Below are 21,861 nucleotides of genomic sequence, written 5' to 3'. Positions count from 1 at the left end.
TTCATGGGCATGCAGTTCGGCTTGGCGAAGGGCGTTGGCGCCGTGCTCACATGGGGGCTGAGGAGCGTCTTCCACCGTCCGGCGGCCAACACGCCGGGGAAGATCGCGCTGTACGTCGACCCGAAGCTGATCGCGCACCTGGCGCCGCGCCTGCGCGAGGGGTCGGTCGTGGTGGTGGGCACCAACGGCAAGACCACGGTGACCAACCTGATAGCCGACGTGCTCGAGCGCGCGGGCCGCAGCGTGGCGTGCAACCGCACGGGCGCCAACCTCGACTCGGGCGTGTCCACGGCAATGCTGCAGAGCAAGGGCGCCGACTGGGGCGTGTTCGAGAGCGACGAGCTGTGGCTGGCGAAGATCCTGCCGCACCTGCAGGCGCGCTACGTGGTGCTGCTGAACCTGTTCCGCGACCAGCTCGACCGCTGCGGCGAGATCGACCGCATCCAGGACAGCATCGTGGGGGCGCTGGGAACCTCGCCGGACACGGTGCTCGTGTACAACGCCGACGACCCGCTGTGCGCCATGATCGCCGAGCGCGCGGCCGCCCTGCCGGGGCGCGAGCGCACCCGCTCGGTGGCGTTCGGCGTGGAAGCCTCCATGGGGCTTGAGCAGAACGTGGTGTCCGACGCCACCATGTGCCAGCGCTGCTCGTCGATGTTCGAGTACGCGTTCCGCCAGTACGGTCAGCTCGGCATGTACCGCTGCCCGCAGTGCGGGTTTGCGCGTCCCGCCCTCGACTGGGCCGCGTGCGACGTGCGGCTCGGCGCGAGCGGGCTTGCGTTCGAGCTGGCGGGGCCGGGGGCGGCCGGGGGCGCGGAGGTGGAAGGCGCCGCGGGCGCTGGCGCCGCCGAGGGACCGTCTTCGTTCCGCGTGAGCGCGGGGTTCTCGGGCGCGTACATGGTGTACAACCTGATGGCGGTCGCGGTGGCCGCGCGCCTGCTCGGCTGCGAGCCGACGTCCGTCCAGCGCGCCATCGACGCGTTCGACCCGAAGAACGGGCGCCTGCAGGAGTACGCCGTCGGCGGCCGGCGCGTGCTGCTGAACCTGGCGAAGAACCCCACGGGCTTCAACCAAAACCTCAAGATCGTGGCGCAGGATACCCGCTCGAAGGCGGTGGCGTTCTTCATCAACGACAAGGAGGCCGACGGGCGCGACATCTCGTGGATCTGGGACATCGACTTCGAGGAGCTGGTGGCGCAGAGGGGCTGCGTGGTGTTCGCGGGCGGCATCCGTCGCAACGACCTGCAGGTGCGCCTGAAGTACGCGGGCGTGGAGGCGCAGCTGGTCGAGGGCATGGACGAGGTGTTCGCCGCGCTCGGCGCGCCCGGCGGGGCGGGACTGCCCGCCGACGCGGGCGTGTACGCGATCGCGAACTACACGGCGCTTCCCGGCGTGAAGGCGAGCCTCGACGCGATGGCCGGCTCTTCAGCTCGCCGCGCTGGCGATGCCGGCGAAGGGGGCTGCGAGGGGCCAGGTCGTGGCGAAGGTGAAGGTCGCGGCGAAGGGGACTTCGGCGAGCCGAACTGCGACGAAGGTCGCGGCGAAGGGCCAGGTCGCGACGGGAGTGAAGCCGGCCCGTCGCGCCCGCTTGCGGCACCCGCCCGCCCTGCCGCCAGCGCGGCTGCGCCCGCCGCCGGCGCGATGTCGGAGCTCGTGATAGCCCATATGTACCCCGACCTGCTCAACCTGTACGGCGACGGCGGCAACGTGCGGGTGCTCGAGCAGCGCCTGCGCTGGCGCGGCGTCCCCGTGCGCGTGCAGCGTGTGCATCACGGCGATTTGGTTGACCTCTCTCAGGTTGACCTGGTATTCATGGGCGGCGGCCCCGACCGCGAGCAGAAGCTGGCGAGCGAGGGCCTGCTCGCGCTGCGCGACGACATCGCGCGCTTCGTCGAGGAGGACGGCGCGCTTCTGGCCATCTGCGGCGGCTACCAGATCCTCGGCAAGGTGTGGCTCCTCGGCGACGAGGAGGTCCCGGGCCTCGGCGTGGTCGACCTCGAGACGCGCCGCCCCGGCACGTCGGCCGACCGCCTGATCGACAACATCGTCCTGCGCTCGCCGGTGGCGACGCTCCCGGTGGTGGGGTATGAGAACCATGCGGGCCGCACGTACCTGGGCGCGGGCGTGCGCAGCTTCGGCAAGGTGGTGTCGCAGGCGGGGCGCGGCAACAACGACGCCGACAAGGCCGACGGCATGCTGTACCGCGGCGTGGTGGGCACCTACCTGCACGGCCCGCTGCTTTCGAAGAACCCCGAGGTGGCCGACTACCTGCTCGAATGCGCCCTCAAGCGCCACGCGGCCCGCACGGGCGAAGCGCCCTGCGCGCTCGCGCCGCTTGGCGACGAAGCCGAGAAGGCGGCCAACGCCTTCATGTGCAAGCGCCTCGGCGTGTCCGCATAGGGCGCCGATCGGGGTGCGACCGTCGGCTTCGCTGGGGCCAAGCCCTCTTGCCTGCGGCAAGCTTCTGCGCGCATGGCCTGACCTCAGGCATGTCTTTGAGCTCTCGCTCGTGATGAACATGTGGATTAGATGGAATCGTCCTGTGGCTTTTCCCCATAACAGGAGGTGGGGAAGTTGCCAGATTTCGCCGAAGCCCTCAAAATGGGTCTTTGCATGTACGCTTTTCCAGGTGACGTGCGCCATGACAGACGGATCACGATAGGAGCCTCCGGGCGATGGCAAAGTCTTTTGACAGAAACTCATACGGAAGCAGGCGGGATGCGGGCGACTCTTCGCGTCCCTCCGTTCAACCGGGAAAGGTGGCCGTTCCAGGCCCTCGCCGCAGGAAGGACGCGGCGGCGGGCTCTGCGTCTTCGGCGGAGTACGCTAACCCCGTCATCCCTGCCGGCCCTGCGGGTGCGAACGCGGGCGGCACTCCCAACAACCCCTACGCGCGCAGTGCCTACACGCATGACTACGCACGTGACCGCAAGCGCAAGAAGCGCAAGAAGATCCTGATCGCGTGCTTGGCAGTGGTGCTCGTGGCGGTGCTCGGCACAGCAGCCTACGCCCTCACCAAGATGATGAGCATCCAGGGCAACCTCTCGAGCGGCGTCACCCAGGAGACGCTCGACGCGCTTGACAACGTGGAGCCAGGCGAGCCCTTCTACATGCTGCTCCTCGGCACCGACAAGTCGCAGGAACGCGATAGCGGCGCCGAGCTCGACGGCGTCTATCGCGCCGACTCCATCATGCTCATGCGCATCGATCCGCCGCAGAAGAAGGTCACGGCCATCTCGCTCATGCGCGACACCATGGTCGACATGGGCGAGTACGGCAAGCAGAAGCTCAACGCGGCGTATCCGATCGGCGGCGCGGCCTATGCGGTCGAGGTGGTGTCGGAGCTGGCGGGCGTGCCCATCTCGCATTACGCGGAGATCGACTTCGACGGGTTCTGCGAGGTCGTGGACACGATCGGCGGCATCGAGGTCGAGGTGCCCATCGAGATCGACGACCCCGATGCGGGCGGCCATCTCGACGCGGGCCTGCAGACGCTCAACGGCGAGCAGGCGCTCATCCTGAGCCGCTCGCGGCATGCGTTCGACGAGTACGGCAAGGGCGACGAGTACCGCGCCGCCAACCAGCGCATGGTGATCAGCGCCATCGCGGGCAAGGTTCTCGACTCCGACCTGAGCACCATGGTGTCGACGGTGGAGACGCTGTCGAAGTACGTGACCACTGACATGAGCCTCATGGAGATCCTCTCGCTGGCGAGCAGCATGCGCGGCATGGACATGGACACCGACTTCTACAGTTGCGTGAACCCCACCACCTCGGAGTACATCGACGGCGTCTGGTGGGAGATCATGGACGAGGACGAGTGGCACGAGATGCTGCGCCGCGTGGAGCAGGGCCTGCCGCCCGTTGAGGAGAACGTGATCGACGAGGCCACGGGCACCGTGATGGCGACGGCCGGCACGGGCGGAAGCGCCTCGGGTGACGGCACCACGACGCCGCGCCGCTCGGGTACGGTGTCGGTGCGCAACGGCACGGAGATCACCGGCGCGGGCGCGGCGGCGGCTGAGAAGATCGGGGCGCTCGGCTACAGCGTGGATACCGCGAACGCCGACGCCGCTGACTACACCGAGACGGTGGTCGTCTACGAGGACGCCTCCCAGCAGGAGCGCGCCCAGGAGATCGTCGACGCCCTGGGGGTGGGCCGCACGGTGCTCAATGAGAACGAGTACCTGTTCACCACGGACTTCCTCGTGGTCATCGGCGCGGACTGGAGCAGCGTTCAGTGAGGATCAGCGTCGTGGCGGTGGGGAAGCTCAAGGAGCGCTTCTGGGCTGACGCCTGCGCCGAGTACCTCAAGCGCCTGTCGGGCTATGCGAAGGTGACGGTGCGCGAGGTGGCTGACGTCGACCCCGGGCGCGCGGGCGGCGTGGAGGCCGCGCGCGCCAAGGAGGGGACGGCCATCTTGGCGGCCATCGCGCCTTCCTCGCACGTGGTGCTCATGGCCATCGAGGGTCGGCAGCGCTCGAGCGAGCAGCTCGCGGCGCGCCTGGACGCGCTGACGCTCGACGGCACAAGCGACATCACCTTCGTGATCGGCGGCTCGGACGGCGTGGACGCGGCGGTGTGCGCGCGCGCCGACGAGACGCTCTCGTTCGGTCCTATCACCCTGCCGCACAACCTCGCCCGCGTGGTGCTGCTCGAGCAGGTCTACCGCGCCTTCAAGATCTCGCGCGGCGAGCCCTACCACAAATAGGAAAGGAAATAGACATGCGCCTTGTATCGTGGAACGTCAACGGGCTGCGCGCGGTGCTCAAGAAGGACTTCCTCGAGACGTTCGCCGCGCTTGACGCCGACGTGTTCGCCCTGCAGGAGACGAAGTGCCAGGCGGGGCAGGTGGAGCTCGACCTGCCGGGCTACCACCAGCATTGGAGCTACGCCGAGAAGAAGGGCTACTCGGGCACGGCGGTGTTCAGCCGCGAGGAGCCCCTTCGCGTCCTGCACGGCCTGGGCAACGACTACCTCGACCAGGAGGGACGCGTCGTGGCGCTCGAGTTCGAGGCGTTCTGGTTCGTGGACGTGTACACGCCCAACGCGCAGAACGAGCTCGCGCGCATCGCGCACCGCATGGAGTGGGACGACGCCTTCCGCGACTTCGTCAAGGGCCTCGAGGAGGGTACGCTGCCGGACGGCACGACGACGTCCCCGAAGCCGGTGGTGATGTGCGGTGACTTCAACGTGGCGCACCAGGAGATCGACTTGAAGAACCCCGGCCCCAACCGCGGCAACGCGGGCTTCTCTGACGAGGAGCGCGGGAAGTTCACCGAGCTCCTCGACGCGGGCTTCACCGACACCTTCCGCCTGCTGCATCCTGACGTGACGGGCGCGTACAGCTGGTGGAGCTACCGCTTCAAGGCGCGGCAGAACAACGCGGGGTGGCGCATCGACTACTTCCTCGTGAGCGACGAGCTGGCGGGCGCCGTGGAGGCCGCCAGCATCTACAGCGAGGTATTCGGCAGCGACCACTGCCCCGTGGGCCTGGACATCGCGCTGTAGGCGCGACGGGTTGCGCGCGGCGGATCGGCCTGCCTGGGGCAGCGGGGGCGCAGCCTGCTGGCTTGGCGCTTCGCGTCTCCGGCCTGGGCTGCCCGGTGCCTGCGCAGGTACGAGGGTTGCGCGCGCGGCTGGTCAGCCTTACAATGCGCGGTAATGAATTCTGTTTCAGGGCGAGGTGGAAGTCCTCACTGGCGGTATTCGGCGGCGCGCTCAAGCGCGGGCGCCGGGAGTCCGCGACCCTGCCAAGGCATCATGTCGAGGCGGGCTGACCTGGTTAAACTCCAGGACCAACGGTCAAAGTCCGGATGGAAGAGGCAGATTTTGCGAACGCGCCGGGCGCTTCGGGCTTCGCGGCAGCTTGAAGCCGCGCGGGCCTTCCGGCGAACGGCGCGGCGTGCGGCCCTTCGAGGCGTCGGACACGCGCATCGCAATTCTTCGAGCCTTCGTGAATGGGAATTCATGCGGGCTCGTTTCCTTTCAAGGCGGGAGGCGCGACCGATCTAAGTTAACGCCTTGAAGGGAAAGGAGATCCCCATGGCCGAGCAAGCCCCGAAGGCCCCGAAGGCGCCGCGTGCGCCGCAAGCGCCGAAGACCCCGTACCAGTTCTCGAACACCAACGCGTGGAGCACGCGCCAGATGGTCACCATGGCCCTGATGTGCGCCATTGCCGCGCTGTTGCAGTTCGTGCAGATCCCGCTCATCCCCGGCGTGCCGTTTCTGACCTACGACCCGTCGCTCATGCCGGCGATGGTGTGCGGCTTCGCGTACGGCCCGGCGGCCGGCGTGGTGGTCGGCGCGATGGCCGCCGTCATCCACGGGCTCTTGCTCGGCGAGTGGGTGGGCTCGCTCATGAACATCGTGGCCACGCTGTGCTTCGTGCTGCCGGCCGCGCTGCTGTACCGCAGGCGCCGCACCTACCGCATGGCCGTCGCCGGCCTGGCGCTGAGCGTGCTCTGCGCCATCGCGGGCGCCATCGCGGCGAACCTCACCATCGGCGTGGCATTCTGGTACGGGTCGCTCGACGTGGGCCTGGCGCTCGTGCTTCCCGCGCTGCTGCCGTTCAACCTGGTGAAGGGCGTGCTGAACGCAGTGCTGACGCTGGTGGTGTACAAGGCGGTGTCGAACTTGATCACGCCGAAGAAGGACCAGGTAGTCGGGAAGTAGGAGCCCGCGCGGACGCGGACGCGGGCAGTTTGCGTGCAGGGTGCGGGCAGTCTGCGCAGGTGCGGTTGGCGCAGGGCGCGCAAGGTGCGTGAGACCCGTGCGAACGCAGGGCGCGCGGGCGCGCGGGCGCAGGCGATGCGAGGCCCGCGTCCGCAGGGCGAAGGAAGGCGGAGAGGAACCCCATGATCAGCTTCGAAGGCGTGCGCTTCGCCTACGACGGCGCCACGTCGGTGCTCGACGGCGTGGACTTGGACGTGGCCGCAGGCGAGTTCGTGTGCGTGCTCGGCGGCAACGGCAGCGGCAAGAGCACGCTGGCGAAGCATGCGAACGCGCTGCTCGTGCCCGACGCGGGCTGCGTGCGCGTCGACGGCATGGACACGCGCGAGCCCGAGAGCCTCTACGCCGTGCGCGCGACGGCGGGCATGGTGTTCCAGAACCCCGACGACCAGATCGTGGCCAGCCTCATCGAGAACGACGTGGCGTTCGGCCCGGAGAACCTGGGGCTTCCCTCTGACGAGCTGCGCCGGCGCGTCACACATGCGCTGGCTGAGGTGGGGCTTGCGGGCTTCGAGAAGAAGGAGACTGCGGCGCTCTCGGGCGGGCAGAAGCAGCGCGTGGCCATCGCGGGCGTGCTCGCCATGGAGCCGAAGGTGCTCCTGCTCGACGAGGCGTCGGCCATGCTCGACCCGCGCGGGCGCGCGGGCCTTCTGCGCGTGTGCGCCGAGCTGCACGCGGCGGGCATGACGGTGGTGATGATCACGCACTTCATGGAGGAGGCGGTGCGCGCCGACCGCGTGGTGGTGCTCGAGGGCGGGCGCATCAAGCTCGAGGGCACGCCGCGGGAGGTGTTCGCGCACGTGGATGAGCTGCGCGCGCTGAACCTGGAGGTGCCCTTCGCCGCCGACTTCTCCGCGCGCCTGCGCGCGGCTGGCGTGGAGGTGCCCCTTGAGATCGACGAGGGGTGGCTGGCGGACGAGGTGGCCGCGCGGTGGCGCGCGGCCGGCGGAGCGGGTGCGCGGGATGCGGAGACCTCGGTCGCGGCGGGTGCGCGGGGCGCGGCCGACGCTCGCGGCGCGGCGGGCAAGTCGCAGGGCGCGGCCGAAACGCCACGGGGCGCGGCTGGCAAGTCGCGGGTCGCAGCAGATCCCGCAGCCCCTCAGCCTGCGGGCGCCCCCCTCATCACCTTCGAGCGCGTCTCCTACGCGTATGACGCCGCTGTGGCGAAGCGGGGCCGCGCTTCCAGGCGCGCCCGCAAAGAGCCTGCCCAGGCGCCTGACTGGGGCAACAGCCCCGATGCGGTGTGGGCGCTGCGCGACGTGTCGCTCAGCGTGCGCGAGGGCGAGTTCCTCGGCATCGCGGGGCACACGGGCTCGGGCAAGTCGACGCTCATCCAGCACATGAACGGGCTTCTGCATCCCACGGCGGGGCGTGTGCTGGCGAGCGGCACCGACTTGGCTGACAAGCGCGTGGCGCGCGAGGTGCGCGGCAGCGTGGGGCTGGTGTTCCAGTACCCCGAGCGGCAGCTCTTCGCCGCCACAGTGTATGACGACGTGGCGTTCGGCCCGCGCAACCTGGGCCTTCCTGAGGACGAGGTGGGCCGGCGCGTGCGCGCGTCGCTCGAGCAGGTCGGCCTCGACCCCGACGTGCTCAGCGCGAAGAGCCCGTTCGAGCTCTCGGGCGGCCAGCAGCGCCGCGTGGCGTTCGCGGGCGTCCTGGCCATGCGCCCCCGCACGCTCGTCTTGGACGAGCCGGCCGCCGGCCTCGACCCCGCCGCGCGCCGCGACTTCCTCGACCTGATCGCGCGCTTGCATGCGCAGGGCATGACGGTGGTCATGGTGTCGCACAGCATGGACGACCTGGCGCGGCTGTGCTCGCGCGTGGCGGTGCTGAAGGAGGGCGAGCTGTTCGCCGTCGGCACGCCGCAGGAGGTGTTCATGCGCGCAGACGAGCTGCGCTCGATCGGCTTGGGCGTTCCGGCGGCGCAGCGCATGGCGAACGCGCTGCGTGCGAAGGGCCTGCCGCTTGCGTCGGGCGTCTTGTACGACGAGCGCTCGCTCGCACATGACCTGGCTGCGCTTTTGGGACGGAGTGCCTGATGGGACGCGTCTTCTCGTTCGGCAGCTACTTTCCCGGCACGAGCGTGGTCCATCGGTGCGACCCGCGCGCCAAGCTCGTGCTGGCATGCGCCTTCATCGTGATCGTGCTTCTGTGCGCCGACTTCCCGGCGGTGGGCGCGTGCGCCGCCTTCGTGCTCGTCCTCTACGGGGTGGCGCGGCTTCCCGTGGGCAAGACGGCCGCCTCGCTCGCGCCGCTCTCCCTCATCGTGGTGCTCGCGGCGCTGCTCAACCTGTTCGTGACGCAGGGCGGCGCCGTCTACGTGAGCCTCGGGCTCATCCAGATCAGCGAGGCGGGCGTGCGCGCATGCCTCTTCGTGGCGTCGCGTTTGGTCACCATGCTTTTGGCCATGAGCCTCGTGACCATGACCACCACCACGCTCGACATCACCGAGGCGTTCGAGCGCCTGCTCGGGCCGCTTGCGCGCGTCGGCGTGCCGGCGCACGAGCTTGCGATGATCCTCGGGATCGCGCTGCGCTTCCTGCCGCAGTTCGCCCAGGAGCTCGTCACCGTCTACCAGGCGCAGGTCAGCCGCGGTGCGCGCTTCTCGGCAAATCCGCTGGCAGGCGGGATGCGCGCGCTCACCGCGCTCGTGGTCCCGTTGTTCGCCAGCGCGTTCCGCCATGCCGAGACGCTGGCGGGCGCCATGGAGGCGCGCTGCTACCACGGGGGAGAGGGACGCACGCGCCTTTCCCCACTTGAGCTTCACGCGCGCGACGCCGTGGCCGCGGTGAGCGTGGCGGTCCTCGCCGCATGCGTGCTGGCGATCAACCTCGCGTCCCGCCTTCCCTGACGGGCGGGCGGGATCATCTGGCTTCCCAACCTGGAAAGGAGTCCTCCCATGACGGCATCCGAAGGCATGCGCACCGTTCTCACGTACCTGACCAGCATCCCCGCGTGGTACCTGGCCACTAGCGTGGATGACCAGCCGCACGTGCGCCCGTTCAGCTTCGCCGCCGAGCAGGACGGCAAGATCTGGTTCTGCACGGCCACCACCAAAGACGTCTGGGAGGAGCTTGTGGCGAACCCGAAGTTCGAGGCCACGGCCTGGTGGCCGGGGCACGGCTGGCTCATCCTGCGCGGCGAGGCGGGGCTTGAGGACCGCGCGGACGCGGCGATGCGCCAGGCGGGCTTCGACCACCTCACCATGCTCGGCGAGCGCTACGCCGGCCCGGATGACCCCACGCTCGTGTTCTTCTCGGTCGAGAATCCTTCGGCGTGGATCTGCACGCACGAGGAGTGGACGCCAATCGAGCTGTAGCGGTTGCGTGCGCTTGCGGCAGCGGCGAAGGTGCGCGCTCGCGGCAGCCACCGCGGCCGCGATGCCTGCGGGTTGTGACGTTTGCGGTGATGGTGCGCGCCGCTGCAGCGATGATGTGCCGCGCGGTCGCAGCGTTAGCTGTAGCGGTTGCGTGCGAGGGGAGCGAAGCGGCGCGGGCGCGGGGCTGCTCCGTGCTATGATGTTCCGCATCCGTTTTGTGAGGAGTTTACCGACTGTGGACCATGCGAAGATAGAAGAAGGCGTGCGCCTCATCCTCGAGGGCGTCGGCGAGGACCCGGCGCGCGAGGGGCTGGTCGACACCCCGGCGCGCGTGGCGCGCATGTACGAGGAGGTGTTCGCGGGCCTGACCGAGGATCCGACGCGGCACTTCGAGACGACGTTCGACGAGCACCACGAGGAGATGGTGCTGGTGAGCGACATCCCGTTCTACTCGATGTGCGAGCATCACCTGGTGCCGTTCTTCGGGAAGGCGCACGTGGCGTACATCCCCGCGGCCGACGGCCGCGTCTGCGGGCTGTCGAAGCTGGCGCGCCTGGTGGAGGCGTTCGCGAAGCGCCCGCAGGTGCAGGAGCGGCTCACCAAGCAGGTGGCCGACACGCTCATGGAGCAGCTGCACCCGCAGGGCGTCATCGTGGTGATCGAGGCCGAGCACATGTGCATGAGCATGCGCGGCGTGAAGAAGCCGGGCAGCAAGACCACCACGAGCGCCGTGCGCGGCATCTTCGAGAAGAGCGACGCCACGCGCGCCGAGGCGCTGTCGCTCATCCTGCGCAAGTAGCTCGCCGCGGCTGGCGGTCGCGCCCTGCGGCTGGAGGTAGGTCGCCGCAGCTGATGGTCGCGCCCCGCGGCTGGAAGCAAGTCGCCGCAGCTGGTGATCGCGTCTTGCGGTTGGAAGCAGGCCGCCGCGGCTTGGCGGCCGCGCCCCGCGGTTGCGGCCGCACTCCGCGACGACACCTGCGGCCGCGGCCCGGCGATTTCCGCTCGCTCTGCGCGGCGGGCGTTTGCGAGTGTTTCACGTGAAACACTCGTTCGCGATGGATTACTATGAGTTGCAGCCGGTTTTCGGGATGCGAGGGAAGGATCAACCAATGAAGTGCGTCATTTCCGTTCTGGGCAAGGACCGCAGCGGCATCGTCGCGGCAGTCGCCACCACGCTGGCCGAGTGCAGCGCCAACATCGACGACATCTCGCAGACCATCCTGGGCGAGGGCGAGATCTTCTCGATGACCATGCTCGTGACGCTGGCCCCCGAGACCTGCGACTTCAACACCGTGCAGGAGAAGCTCGCCGCCGTCGGCGAAGAACTCGGCGTGCAGGTGATCATCCAGCGCGAGGACGTCTTCCAGTTCATGTATTGTCTGGTCTAAAGTTTTGACTTGTATTATCTGGGGACGATGTTGTTTTGCCTGATGAGGGCAGTGCTTTGTTTCCATCGACCCCAGATAATCTATTTACGTGCCGTCTTTATCAGGAAGACGTTGTTGAACCAGTCGGGCAGGTTCTCGTCCTCCGGCGGACTGTAGTTGGCCGCCGAGAGGATCTTCTCGTTTTGCTTTGCGATGGCGCTGCTCTTCGCCTTGTCGCTCACCTGAGCGTAGATCTCGGTGGTCGAGATGTGCTCGTGGCCCAAAAGGTCGCGGATCTGCTCCAACGTGAGCCCCTCGTTAAGCCAGTGAGTCGCACGGCTGTGGCGCATCGTATGCGGCGTGACCTTCCACTCTGGGAAGAGCTGCGGTGACCTGGAACGTGCGCGCATGACGTACTTGTCCAGTACGCCTGCGACGCCGTCGCGCTTGAGTGGCTCGTTGCGGCATCCGTGGAACAGTGGGTCATTGAGCCCAAGTCCTTCGCCGCGTTTCTTGACGAGCTGGTTGACGGCCTCCGCCGTCTGCCGCGAGATGCCCACCTCGCGGTTCTTGCGGCCCTTGCCCGTCAGGAACACGCTGCTCTCGCCCCTGGTGTTGCGGCCGACGGCCAGGTGGAACGAGTTTGGCGTCAGCGACGTGAGCTCGCTGACGCGGCATGCCGAATCGTACAGGAGCTGCACGATGACATGGTCGCGAAGGCCGCCGGCTGCGGCCTCGTCGATGATGGCCTTCACCGCCTCGACGGACAGGTACTTCAGCCGGGGCGCACCGGCTTTCTTCGTGCCTATGGCCAGAATGCGGTAGCACGAGTCGAGGTGCTCCGGGGCCTCGAACTGCAGGAACCAGCAGAAGCTCTTGATAGCCGAGAGGCGGTTGTTCCTCGTGGCGACGGAGCACTCGCGCACGTCCTCGATCCACAGGAGGAAGTCGACCACCGTCTCCATGGTGAGATCGGTGAGCGCAACTTGCGTCGGAGCCTTGTTCTGCTCCTCCATCATGAACTCGAAGAGCAGGACGAAGGCCTGCTTGTACGCTCTTATCGTCCGCGGGGACGCGTCCCTTACCTTGGGCAAATGCCAGGTGAGCCATTTGGACACGAGCCGTTGGTACTCGCCGTGGCCCTCGGCGACGGCGCTAGTCTTCCTCATAGCAGACCTCCGGGAACATGGCGTCGTTGAGGCGCTCCATCGTTCGGGCGATGCGGCGACGGCTGTCCTGCGTGAGGTGCAGGTAGCGCATCGTCTCCTCGACGTTCTCGTGGCCGAGGTAGGCCGAGAGGATCGGCACGAGCGCGTGCGGGTCCTCGCCTCGCTCGGCCGCCGCGTCGAGGGCATGGCAAGCGTGGGTGTGGCGAACATCGTGAACGCGAGGGGGCGTCCCGTCGGCCGCCGAGATCCCCGCCTGCTCGAAGGCGGACTGCAGTACCTCTCTTGTCTGTTCACTGCTGTACGGGCCGCCCTTTTTCTGCGAAGACGGGAACACGACATCCGATGACTTCGGGCGCAGGCCCATGGCCTTGAAGTAGGCTTTCATCTCTGCCGTCAGAGACGTTGACATGGGGACGAAGCGGTTCTTGTGCTCCTTCGTCTTCCTTATGTGCAGCACCCCGGCGTCAAGGTCGACGTCGCACGCCAGGAGCCCGAGCGCCTCGCTGATGCGCAGGCCGCAGCCGTAGAGGAGTCGGAACAGCGTCGGGAACACGATGTGCCGAAGGGGGCTGCGCTTTGTGAACGGCATGGCGTCGAGCACCGCGAGCACGTCGGCGATTTCATCATGGTTGAACACGTACACCTGGACCTGGGTCTCGGCCTTCGGCAGGATTCTCTCGGGGATCACGTAGGCCTCGTGACCCTCGTCCCTGAGGAATGCGGCGAGGCCCCTGATGCAGCTGACCCTGTTCGCCCTCGTGCCGGGGGCCTCGCCCTCCCTGGGCTCTATCCACTTCAGGACGGCCTCCCGGGGAAGGACGCTCTCATCGCCCTCCGGCCTGTGGGCCTCCATCGCCTCGGCGATACTGCGGAGCATGTACACCTTGTTCGAGTGAACCACTTTGCCTTCGGATCGCCTGCGCATGACGAAGGCTTCGTAGAGCTCGGCGTGCGGCCCTCCTATCGCGATGTTGTCTACGATGCAAGGCATGTCGGCACCTCCAGCGCGGCCTTGCGCAGGCGCTCCACGTCGATCTCGAGGTAGAGGCGCGGCGAGTTGGAGTCCAGCTGGCCGAGCACGCTGCCGATCGTCTCGTAAGCCTCGCCCGAGTCTAGCATCGAGGTAGCCACCGAGTGGCGTATGGCGTGGGGGCCGTGGCTGCGCCCCGAGACGTCGATCCCGGCCTTGGCGCACAGGTGCGTAACGAGGTAGTACATCGTCGAGCCTTCGGCGTAGGGCCTGTGCGGCTTGTCCTCGGTGAGGAAGATGGTCCTCAGCTCCGACTCCGGGCGCTCGTGCTTGACGTAGTCGATGATGGCGAGCTTCACGGATGCCACCAGATCGAGGGTAAGAGACTGAGCGTTCTTCCTGTGCCCGACGAAGATCTCGCCCGTAGCCCAGTCAACGTCGTCGAAGGTGAGAGAGCGGATCTCTCCGATTCTCAGCCCGTAGGTCGCGAGCAGCAGGATGATCGCCACCTTCATCTTCGGGCGGCTGTCGCTTTCTGCGGCGGCGTCGAGGAGGGCGGCGACCTCCTCGGTCGTGAAGCCCGTGGGCAGCGAGGGCGCGGCCCGTGAGCACTTGCCCCTGAGGGCGCGGCCCGGGTCGCCTTGCATTTCGCGCGTCTCGGCCAGGAACCCGAGCAGGCAGCGCAATCGCGTGACCATGACGGAAACGGATTTCGGCGCCATCTCGGCCCTGAGCGAGAGCAGGTACTCCGTGACCTGCTCGGCGGTCAGCTCCTCTATCTCGGTGACCTTGGCGTCCATGACGCTGAAGAAGCGCCGCGCCGCGTTGAGCCGGCAGCGGATGGTCTTCCTCGCCAAGCCCTTTCTCGCCAAGTGCTCTCGGTACCCGTCGACGATCGGCCTGAATCGCTCGGGGCACTCGTACTGGATGTCGCTTCTTACGAGGTACACGCCGTGCCTGTCGAACTCGAGCAGCCGAGAGATGGGGAGGATGTGGCTAGTAGGCGAGTCCCTGAGCGCCTGCTTGATGAAGTCGTCCGTGAGCTCCTCGGCATCGGCTTCCTCGGCATAGCTGGCAAGCCACCTCCAGCCTTGACGGTGGCCTTCGATCGTGGCGTTCGAGAACAGCTCATCCACCATGTACCGATCGGCGTCGTCTATGACGTCTAGCAGTTTTCGTCCCATATTGATCTCCTTTCCGCTAGGTTGCGGGACGAGATCATTGTCGGGCAGGCTGCGTTAATCGAAGATATTATCTGGGCAAAGCCCAGCAACACAAGATCTTGAGCAGCCAAAACTGGCTACTGCCAAGATAATCAGTAGAAAAAATGCTGACCAGATTAACCGTTTTATTTAGCTACCTTGATAATATGTACAAGATCTAGCGCGGCTTCAACGGAGAGAATCGTATAACCCCAGTTCACAAGCTTGCATATGCGAGCTTAGAGCAGTTTTACCGCTACTCTCAGCGTATCTTGCGACGCGAAAGCCCCGCGCTTGATCAACGCGCATGCTAACGCGAAATGGGACATATGCATTACTGATAGGATGGCGCTGATTTGATAAGATCGAGTGACTAGCGAAGTCCGTGTGCGGGCGGAGCCTGACTGCAAGGGAGGGCGATGCCTATGGATGAAATTCTGCTTGCCTTGGCCGTGGCGGCCAACATAGCGAGCCTGGCAAGTTTAGGCATAACGCTATGGCAGGAATATAAGCACCGACGGATGAAGCGGGAGAAAAGGCGAGGGGTTAGCGGCAACTAGCCCCTCGATTCATCAATACCGCTCCGCCCGCCACTCGTTAACACCGACCGGGCTTCGCTAGTACAGCCTGATTATAGCATGGCCGCGCTAAGACGGCTCCCCTCGCGTAGCCATCCCCAAGAGCTCTGCATGCTGCGTTGCGGCCGGCATGTGGCAGCTGGGCGGCTGGGCGGCTGGGCGGCAAGGCAGGGCGCGCAGAGCTAGATGCTGTTCTCGGCGTAGAGGACGCCCTTTCGGGTCTCCTCCCACTCTGGGATTTCGTAGACGCGGAAGCCCTTGTCGAGCAGCTCCTGCTTGCGCAGGGAGACCTCGCTTGTCGGATCGCTCGCATCGCCGTAGGTCAGCGCTCCGGCGGGGCAGTTGTAAACGCAGTAGGGGATGAAGCCGGTGCTGTCGTCTCCTGAGCACTTGGCGCATTTCTGCTTCCAGACGGGCATCCATTTCATGTACAGGTTCGGCCATTTGCCGCCAGGCTGGTCGATCTCGCCGCCGCCTATGGTGCGGACGTATTGCCAGAACTCGTCAACGTCCAGATGATGGGCGCCTTTGCAGGCCATCGAGCAGGTCCAGCAGCCAGTGCAGCGGTTCATGTTCGCGAGGATTGTGTTCGCCATCTTAGGCCTCCTCTCCCTCGGTCTTGATTTTCCGTACGTCGCAGAGCTGATCCCACAGGCCCTCGGGCGTGTAAGGACCCGCCACGTGAGTTCACGACGTCGACCAGCTCTCCGTCCGCCATTCCGCGCTTTGCCGCCTCGACGGGATTGAGGGCGACGCCGAACTGTCGCTCAGCCAGAAGGTGGTTCTCCGCAATATTGGTGAACTGACCCTGCATGAAGTACTTGTGACGCCCGACGTAGAACTGCGAGCGGATACTGCGCGGTTCTCGCTCGATGGATACGGTCGGGCATGCGCGAAGACGTCGAGGTCGTTGCCAAGTCGATCACCGACATGTCGAAAGGCGCATTCCAGGCGGCTTTCGAAGAATAGCCGTCCGCTGCTCGCGTCGCCGCGCTCATCCCTCGTCGGGAGGCCGGCTGCCACGGGACGGCGCCGCTCAGCCCGCTTGGGCGCTGCCGGCTGGCCGCCCGTTGCAGAGCGTCACGAAATCGGCGACGGCTCGCGCAACTGCCTCGGGCGGCTCCTTCAACCCCCTGTCGCACCAATCGTTCATGATGCCCGCGCAGCCTTCGGCTACGGCGAGCATCCGAAAGCGCTGGGCGCTTTGCTCGGGCGTGGGGTTTTCGGGGAAGTCATGGAGCTCGGGAGGATCGTCCATCAGCTCGAGCAGCTTCCTGCGGAACAGGGCGCGCGCACGGTGGTCGCTCGCAATAAGAAGGTAGAAATCCTTGTTCTTCAGGCTGACCTGGCAAGTGTACAGCATGTGCTCGTACACGGAGGCGGTATCCTTGTGCGAAGAGGAGGTAAGCTCGCTGATAAGCTCGGCCTGAATGCTCTCGAGCAGGTCTTCTGGCGTGTCGTAGTGAGCGTAGAAGGTGCTGCGGCTGACGTCTGCCTCGCGGCACAGCTCGGCCACGGATATAGATCCGATTGGCTTTTCTTCGAGCAGGTCGATCAAAGCCCTTCGGAGGAGGGTCTTGGTCACTTCAGCCCGATGGTCTTTCCTGCCGGGGGCCTTCGCGTTCATCCTCTTCCTTCCTCTGCTTGACGCGGGAACCGCCTTCGTGCTCGAAGTCGCTCGCCAGCTCATTCAAAAACAGCTGCCGCTGTCCGTTGCCGAACAGCGACGAGGGTTTCTGTCCATATCCGGACACTCAGCGCAAAACATGTCGTAGCGATAAATTCACGCAGTATTTTACCCTACATCTGTCCAGTACAAAGAGGGTAGAGAGGGGAATATATGTCGAAGACACCAACGACGTCAGCTGGACTTACCCGAAGAAGCTTCTTGAAGACCACGACGGTCGCGCTGGGGGCCGTGGCTGCGGGCAGCATGCTCGCCGGCTGCGCGGCCCAGCCCGAGGCAGCGGTTGTCGAGGGCGCTTCTTACGCTCCCGGGCAGATCCTGTCCGAGGGAGAGCAGATATTCCGCGGCGTCTGCAGGCCGAACTGCTTCGGCTACTGCCACATCAACGTGCACGTGAAGGACGGCAAGGTGATCAAGACCTCGCGCGCCGACTATGCGGATCCCGCGTACAGCCGCATCTGCCAGCGCGGTCTGTCCCATGTGCAGCGCATGTACGACAACGAGCGCCTGAAATATCCCCTGCGCCGCGTCGAGGGCACCGAGCGCGGCGCCGGCCAGTGGGAGCGCATCACATGGGACGAAGCCATCGCGCAGATCGTCTCCAAGATGCAGGAGTGCCAGGGTGCGTACGGGCCGGGGTCGGTCGCCATCGCGCTCGGCACGTCGCTGGCCTCTTCGATGACGGGCTCTTACACGCGCCTGCTCCAGGCCCTGAGCATGACCATGATCCTTCCCTCGTACGACCAGGCGTCGTGCTGGGCCATGACGCGCGTGGCGGGCACTCATGACGACTGGCACGCCAACGAGCGCACCGACCTCGTGAACGCCAAGACCATCGTCGCCTGGGGGGCGAACGTCACCGACGCGCAGGTGCAGCAGTGGCACTTCGTTAAGGAGGCCATGCAGGGCGGCACCAAGCTCGTCGTCATCGACCCCACGTTCACCTACCTTGCGTCGAAGGCTGACAAATGGGTGCCCATCAGGCCCGGCTCCGACACCGCCCTGCTCCTCGGCGCAATCAACGAGATCTTCGCCCGCGACGAGCTCAACGTGCCCTACGTGCAGCAGCACACCGTCGCCCCGTTCTTGGTTCGCTCGGACACGGGGCGCTTCCTCCGCTACTCTGAGGTGAGCGCCGAGGCCGCTGCGGCGAAGGCCGCGCAGGAGGCCGCTGCTCAGAAGGCCGCCATGGCCGCCATGGAGCAGCTTATGCCCCAGGGCGAGCTGGTGGCCGGCATGGCGTATCAGTCGGTGCTCGAGTCCATGGCCTATGACGACCAGCCGGTCGTCATGCAGGGAGGCGTGCCCGTCGAGGCCAGCAAGGCGACGAGCCCCGATCTGTACGCGACCTTCGACGCCTCAGGCGTGTCGTGCACGACGGCCCTCTCGTTGCTGAAAGAGTCGGTCACCTCGTTCACCCCCGCCAAGGTGGCGGAGCTCACGGACATTCCCGAAGACACCTTCGCCGAGCTGGTGGACGTGTTTCTCGACCAGCCGGTCACGCATTACGTCGGCTACGGCCCTCAGGCCTACGCCAACGGCCTGCAGACTACGCATGCGGGCATGACGATGTGCGGGCTCATCGGCAACCTGGGGTACCCAGGCGCCTCCTACGGCTCGTATTGGCTCACGTCAACCGCCACCAACGTGATGTACAACGTCGGCGCGGGCATCGGCACCTCCCCCATGATCATCGACCTCGAGCTTCCCGAAGTCCTGCGCACGGGCAAGTTCGGCGGCAAGGACTGCCCCATCAAGATGCTCTACGTGTTCGCGGGCAACCCCCTGAACTGCTCGCCCGACACGAACAGGTGGCTGAACGACATCCTGCCCAACCTGGAGTTCGTCGTCACAGCTGATCCCATGATGACCGACACGGCCCGCTACTCGGACCTCGTGCTGCCCGTGTGCCAGTGGTTCGAAGTCGAGCAGATCACGGGCATGGGCGAGACGGCCTGCTTCAACTACAACGAGAAGGCCGTCGACCCGCTGTACGAGTCGAAGTCGGACGCGGAGATCGTGCACCTCATCGCGCAGGGGTTCGGCATGGGCGACCTCTTCCCGAAGACGTCGGGCGAGGCTCTGCAGCAGATCCACTCCGGCGAGGCGGCCGAGGCCATCGGCGCGACGTACGAGCAGATCAAGGCGAACAAGGAAGTGCGCTTCACGCCCACGAGCCCCTACATCGCGTTCGAGGGAGGCGTGTTCCCCACGGCGAGCGGGCGCTTGGAGTTCTACGCGGAGGATCCGCAGCCGCGCGGCGCAACGCACCTCGCCCCGACAGCCGAGGACATCGCGCTCGAGCATCTGCCGCATTGGTTCCCCCCGATACACGCCTGGCCCGAAAGCGAAAGCTGCCAGAAGTACCCGCTCGTGTGCATGAGCGAGCGCCCGAGGTATCGCGTGCACTCCCAGTGGCACAGCGTCCCGGCGCTCAGAGAGCTCGATCCCGAGCCCACGGTGAAGATGAATCCGGCCGACGCGCAGGAGCGCGGCATCGAGAGCGGCATGTACGTCGAGTGCTTCAACGACTTGGGCCATGCCGTGGCGAAGGCGGTGCTCTCCGATGCGATTCGTCCCGGCACGGTCGTGTATCCCAAGGGCTGGCACAGGACCCAGTTCAAGGCAGGCAGCTGGTCTGAGCTCATCCCAGGAGACTTCGACAAGTTCGCGGTGAACTCGAGCTTCATGGACACGGTCTGTGATGTTTGCCCGTGGAACGAGGGGAGTGATAGATAATGGTCCAGAAACTCGGAATAGTCATCGACATGAAGAACTGCATAGGCTGCTCGTCCTGTGCGATGGCCTGCAAGATCGAGAACAATCTGCCTGACAACATGTGGTGGAACCGCATCCTCACCGACGGGGGATCCGAGGAGGGAACGCCTTCCGGCACGTATCCCAAGGCGGGGGAGGCGTCTACGCTCGCCATGGACATCTTCCCCGTCGCCTGCCAGCATTGTGAGAACCCGGCCTGCACTCGCGTGTGCCCGGTCGGCGCCACCTACAAGGATCCCGTGACGGGCGTCGTTCGCCAGGACTACGACAAGTGCGTCGGCTGCCGCATGTGCATGAGCGCCTGCCCCTACACCGGCGTGCGCTCCTTCAACTGGGAGGAGCCGAAGTTCGCGGTCGAGTTCCCCGTGGGCGATCCCGACGTGCCCGCGCATCAGAAGCACACCGTGGAGAAGTGCACCATGTGCTGGCACCGCCTCGCCAAGGGGCTGCAGCCCGCATGCGTCGAGGTGTGCCCATCGCGCGTCAGGTACTTCGGAGACTTGAACGATCCGAGCTCCGAGGTCTCCCAGCTTCTCGCTTCTCGCGAGCACATGCAGCTTCTGCCCGAGAAGGGCACGCGTCCGTCCGTCTACTATCTCGTCTAAGGAAGGGAGAAGGAAATGACTAACGCTACTGCTCCCGCCAAGGGCGGCAAGGGACTGAACATCGCCATCATCGTCGCGGCTGTGCTCACGGTCGCCGGCATCGCCCTGTGGGTCGTGCAGCTGAGCGGCGGCATGATCCAGACCGGCATGAGGAACCTGGACTCCTGGGGCCTCTACATCACCATGTTCATGTTCTTCGTCGGCCTCTCGGCCGGCGGCCTGATCATCAGCTCCATCCCGCGCGCGTTCGGCATGGAGGGCTTCGGCGGCATCTCCAAGGTGGCCGTGTGGACCTCCATATGCGCCACGGTGTGCGCCATCGCCTTCGTCGTGGTGGACATGGGCCAGCCGCTGCGCGTCTGGGAGCTCTTCGTGTACTCGAACCTCTCGAGTCCTCTCATGTGGGACATCATCGTGCTTTCGACCTACCTGATCCTGTCGTGCGTGTACCTCTGGGCGACGCTTCGCGCCGAGGCCGGCAAGGTCTCCCAGACGGCCCTGCGCGTGATCTCCGTCATCGCGCTGGTATGCGCTGTCCTGGTTCACACCGTGACCGCATGGATCTTCGGCCTCCAGCAGTCCCACGAGTTCTGGCACACCGCGCTTCTGGGCCCGTGGTTCGTGAGCTCCGCGCTCGTCTGCGGCACCGCGCTCGTCATCGTGGTTGTCATCGCGCTTCGCAAGGTGGGCTACCTTGAGCTCGACCAGCGCTATCTCGTCAAGCTCGCCAAGATGCTCGGCGCCTTCTGCATGGTCGACCTGTACTTCTTCGGCTGCGACCTGCTGACCGCCGGCTTCCCGGGTGCTGAGGGCGCGAAGGTCGTCGAGATGCTCGTCTCCGGCCCGCTCGCCCCGTTCTTCTGGGCTGAGGTCGTCGGCACCGCGCTTGCGGCCGCCATCTGCTTCGTGCCGAAGGCGAGGACCAACGGCGCGCTCGTCGTCGCCAGCGCTCTCGCCATCGTCGCCATCTTCTGCAAGCGCGTCCAGCTCCTGGTCGGCGGCTTCCAGATCGCCAACCTCGACCTGGTCGGCGTCGTCAACCCCCATACCGTGACCAACGCGACCGGCACGCTCGCCCAAGCTTACCAAGGCATGGTCTACTGGCCCACGATGCTTGAGCTGGGCGTCGTCGTCGGCGTGTTCGCGCTGGGCGCTCTGCTGCTCCTCCTCGGTCTCAAGAAGCTTCCGCTCAAGCCGGCCGGGAAATAGCTCCTCGGAGCCCGAGCGCCTCGGCCTTCTGGCTCGGTCGCACGCTTCTGGGCGAGCGCGCTGGCCGTGCGTTCGCCCAGTCTCGCCAGAGCGCGGTCTTCCGGCATCCTCCGCGCCCCGGCGGACTTGTGGCGCAAAGGATGCGGGCGCCGCCTGGGCTTTTGCCAGGCGGCGCCTGATCGAAAGCCCGCTTCGCCGCGTCCTCGTCACCTTTTCCCCTTCTTGGCGGACCGGGCTTTCGGACA

At 66.3% G+C, this 21,861-nt stretch carries 18 protein-coding genes and 1 riboswitch; of the genes, 13 read left to right on the top strand and 5 right to left on the bottom strand.

Annotated features, from left to right (window positions below):
* Positions 1 to 3 precede the first annotated feature (3 nt).
* The 10 genes from G7Y49_RS03830 to G7Y49_RS03785 all read left to right on the top strand — a co-directional run bounded on the left by G7Y49_RS03830 (position 4) and on the right by G7Y49_RS03785 (position 11,439).
* Positions 4 to 2,400 carry a MurT ligase domain-containing protein gene (locus G7Y49_RS03830; protein WP_165171319.1) on the top strand — a complete coding sequence of 799 codons (2,397 nt, stop codon included), beginning with the start codon at positions 4 to 6 and terminating at the stop codon, positions 2,398 to 2,400.
* A gap of 359 nt (positions 2,401 to 2,759) precedes the next feature.
* Positions 2,760 to 4,244 carry an LCP family protein gene (locus G7Y49_RS03825; RefSeq protein ID WP_241157255.1) on the top strand — a complete coding sequence of 495 codons (1,485 nt, stop codon included), beginning with the start codon at positions 2,760 to 2,762 and terminating at the stop codon, positions 4,242 to 4,244.
* A complete protein-coding gene (gene rlmH, locus G7Y49_RS03820; protein WP_165171315.1) occupies positions 4,241 to 4,711 on the top strand; it encodes a 23S rRNA (pseudouridine(1915)-N(3))-methyltransferase RlmH in 471 nt (156 codons plus the stop codon). The genes G7Y49_RS03825 and rlmH overlap by 4 nt, the downstream gene beginning before the upstream one ends.
* Positions 4,712 to 4,725: 14 nt before the next feature.
* Positions 4,726 to 5,511, top strand: a complete 786-nt coding sequence (locus G7Y49_RS03815; protein WP_165171313.1) for an exodeoxyribonuclease III — start codon at positions 4,726 to 4,728, stop codon at positions 5,509 to 5,511.
* Between the two features lie 157 nt (positions 5,512 to 5,668).
* A riboswitch (FMN riboswitch) is annotated at positions 5,669 to 5,832 on the top strand.
* 213 nt (positions 5,833 to 6,045) lie between these two features.
* A complete protein-coding gene (locus G7Y49_RS03810; protein WP_165171311.1) occupies positions 6,046 to 6,675 on the top strand; it encodes an ECF transporter S component in 630 nt (209 codons plus the stop codon).
* A 182-nt stretch (positions 6,676 to 6,857) separates the two neighbouring features.
* Positions 6,858 to 8,771 carry an energy-coupling factor transporter ATPase gene (locus G7Y49_RS03805; RefSeq protein ID WP_165171309.1) on the top strand — a complete coding sequence of 638 codons (1,914 nt, stop codon included), beginning with the start codon at positions 6,858 to 6,860 and terminating at the stop codon, positions 8,769 to 8,771.
* Positions 8,771 to 9,583, top strand: a complete 813-nt coding sequence (locus G7Y49_RS03800; RefSeq protein WP_165171307.1) for an energy-coupling factor transporter transmembrane protein EcfT — start codon at positions 8,771 to 8,773, stop codon at positions 9,581 to 9,583. Before G7Y49_RS03805 ends, G7Y49_RS03800 begins: the two co-directional genes overlap by 1 nt.
* Positions 9,584 to 9,631: 48 nt before the next feature.
* Entirely contained in the window at positions 9,632 to 10,051 is a 420-nt protein-coding gene (locus G7Y49_RS03795) for a pyridoxamine 5'-phosphate oxidase family protein (RefSeq protein WP_165171305.1), read from the top strand.
* 235 nt (positions 10,052 to 10,286) lie between these two features.
* A complete protein-coding gene (folE, locus tag G7Y49_RS03790; protein ID WP_165171303.1) occupies positions 10,287 to 10,850 on the top strand; it encodes a GTP cyclohydrolase I FolE in 564 nt (187 codons plus the stop codon).
* Between the two features lie 310 nt (positions 10,851 to 11,160).
* Positions 11,161 to 11,439 (top strand): ACT domain-containing protein, encoded by a 279-nt coding sequence (locus tag G7Y49_RS03785; protein ID WP_165171302.1) that lies wholly within the window; start codon positions 11,161 to 11,163, stop codon positions 11,437 to 11,439.
* A gap of 80 nt (positions 11,440 to 11,519) precedes the next feature.
* Here G7Y49_RS03785 and G7Y49_RS03780 read toward each other — a convergent pair whose 3' ends face one another.
* The 5 genes from G7Y49_RS03780 to G7Y49_RS03760 all read right to left on the bottom strand — a co-directional run bounded on the left by G7Y49_RS03780 (position 11,520) and on the right by G7Y49_RS03760 (position 16,964).
* Positions 11,520 to 12,587, bottom strand: a complete 1,068-nt coding sequence (locus G7Y49_RS03780) for a tyrosine-type recombinase/integrase (RefSeq protein ID WP_165171301.1) — start codon at positions 12,585 to 12,587, stop codon at positions 11,520 to 11,522.
* Positions 12,574 to 13,578 carry a tyrosine-type recombinase/integrase gene (locus G7Y49_RS03775; protein ID WP_165171300.1) on the bottom strand — a complete coding sequence of 335 codons (1,005 nt, stop codon included), beginning with the start codon at positions 13,576 to 13,578 and terminating at the stop codon, positions 12,574 to 12,576. The genes G7Y49_RS03780 and G7Y49_RS03775 overlap by 14 nt, the downstream gene beginning before the upstream one ends.
* A complete protein-coding gene (locus G7Y49_RS03770) occupies positions 13,563 to 14,741 on the bottom strand; it encodes a tyrosine-type recombinase/integrase (protein ID WP_165171299.1) in 1,179 nt (392 codons plus the stop codon). Before G7Y49_RS03770 ends, G7Y49_RS03775 begins: the two co-directional genes overlap by 16 nt.
* Before the next feature lie 778 nt (positions 14,742 to 15,519).
* Positions 15,520 to 15,933, bottom strand: a complete 414-nt coding sequence (locus tag G7Y49_RS03765; protein WP_165171298.1) for a hypothetical protein — start codon at positions 15,931 to 15,933, stop codon at positions 15,520 to 15,522.
* A 440-nt stretch (positions 15,934 to 16,373) separates the two neighbouring features.
* Positions 16,374 to 16,964: a TetR/AcrR family transcriptional regulator gene (locus G7Y49_RS03760; RefSeq protein WP_165171297.1), complete on the bottom strand. Its 591-nt coding sequence runs from the start codon at positions 16,962 to 16,964 to the stop codon at positions 16,374 to 16,376.
* A 213-nt stretch (positions 16,965 to 17,177) separates the two neighbouring features.
* Between G7Y49_RS03760 and G7Y49_RS03755 the strand changes: the two genes are divergently transcribed.
* The 3 genes from G7Y49_RS03755 to nrfD are packed head-to-tail and all read left to right on the top strand — an operon-like array spanning position 17,178 to position 21,616.
* Positions 17,178 to 19,763, top strand: coding sequence for a molybdopterin-dependent oxidoreductase (locus tag G7Y49_RS03755; protein WP_165171296.1), 2,586 nt, complete (start codon positions 17,178 to 17,180; stop codon positions 19,761 to 19,763).
* Entirely contained in the window at positions 19,763 to 20,407 is a 645-nt protein-coding gene (locus G7Y49_RS03750; protein ID WP_165171295.1) for a 4Fe-4S dicluster domain-containing protein, read from the top strand. Before G7Y49_RS03755 ends, G7Y49_RS03750 begins: the two co-directional genes overlap by 1 nt.
* Before the next feature lie 15 nt (positions 20,408 to 20,422).
* Positions 20,423 to 21,616, top strand: a complete 1,194-nt coding sequence (nrfD, locus tag G7Y49_RS03745) for an NrfD/PsrC family molybdoenzyme membrane anchor subunit (protein ID WP_165171294.1) — start codon at positions 20,423 to 20,425, stop codon at positions 21,614 to 21,616.
* Positions 21,617 to 21,861 lie beyond the last annotated feature (245 nt).

Source organism: Adlercreutzia sp. ZJ242 (assembly GCF_011038995.1).
Classification (GTDB): Bacteria; Actinomycetota; Coriobacteriia; order Coriobacteriales; family Eggerthellaceae; genus CAAEEV01.
Note: the sequence above shows the minus strand (reverse complement) of the source record. Positions and strands in the feature narration are given on the sequence as shown.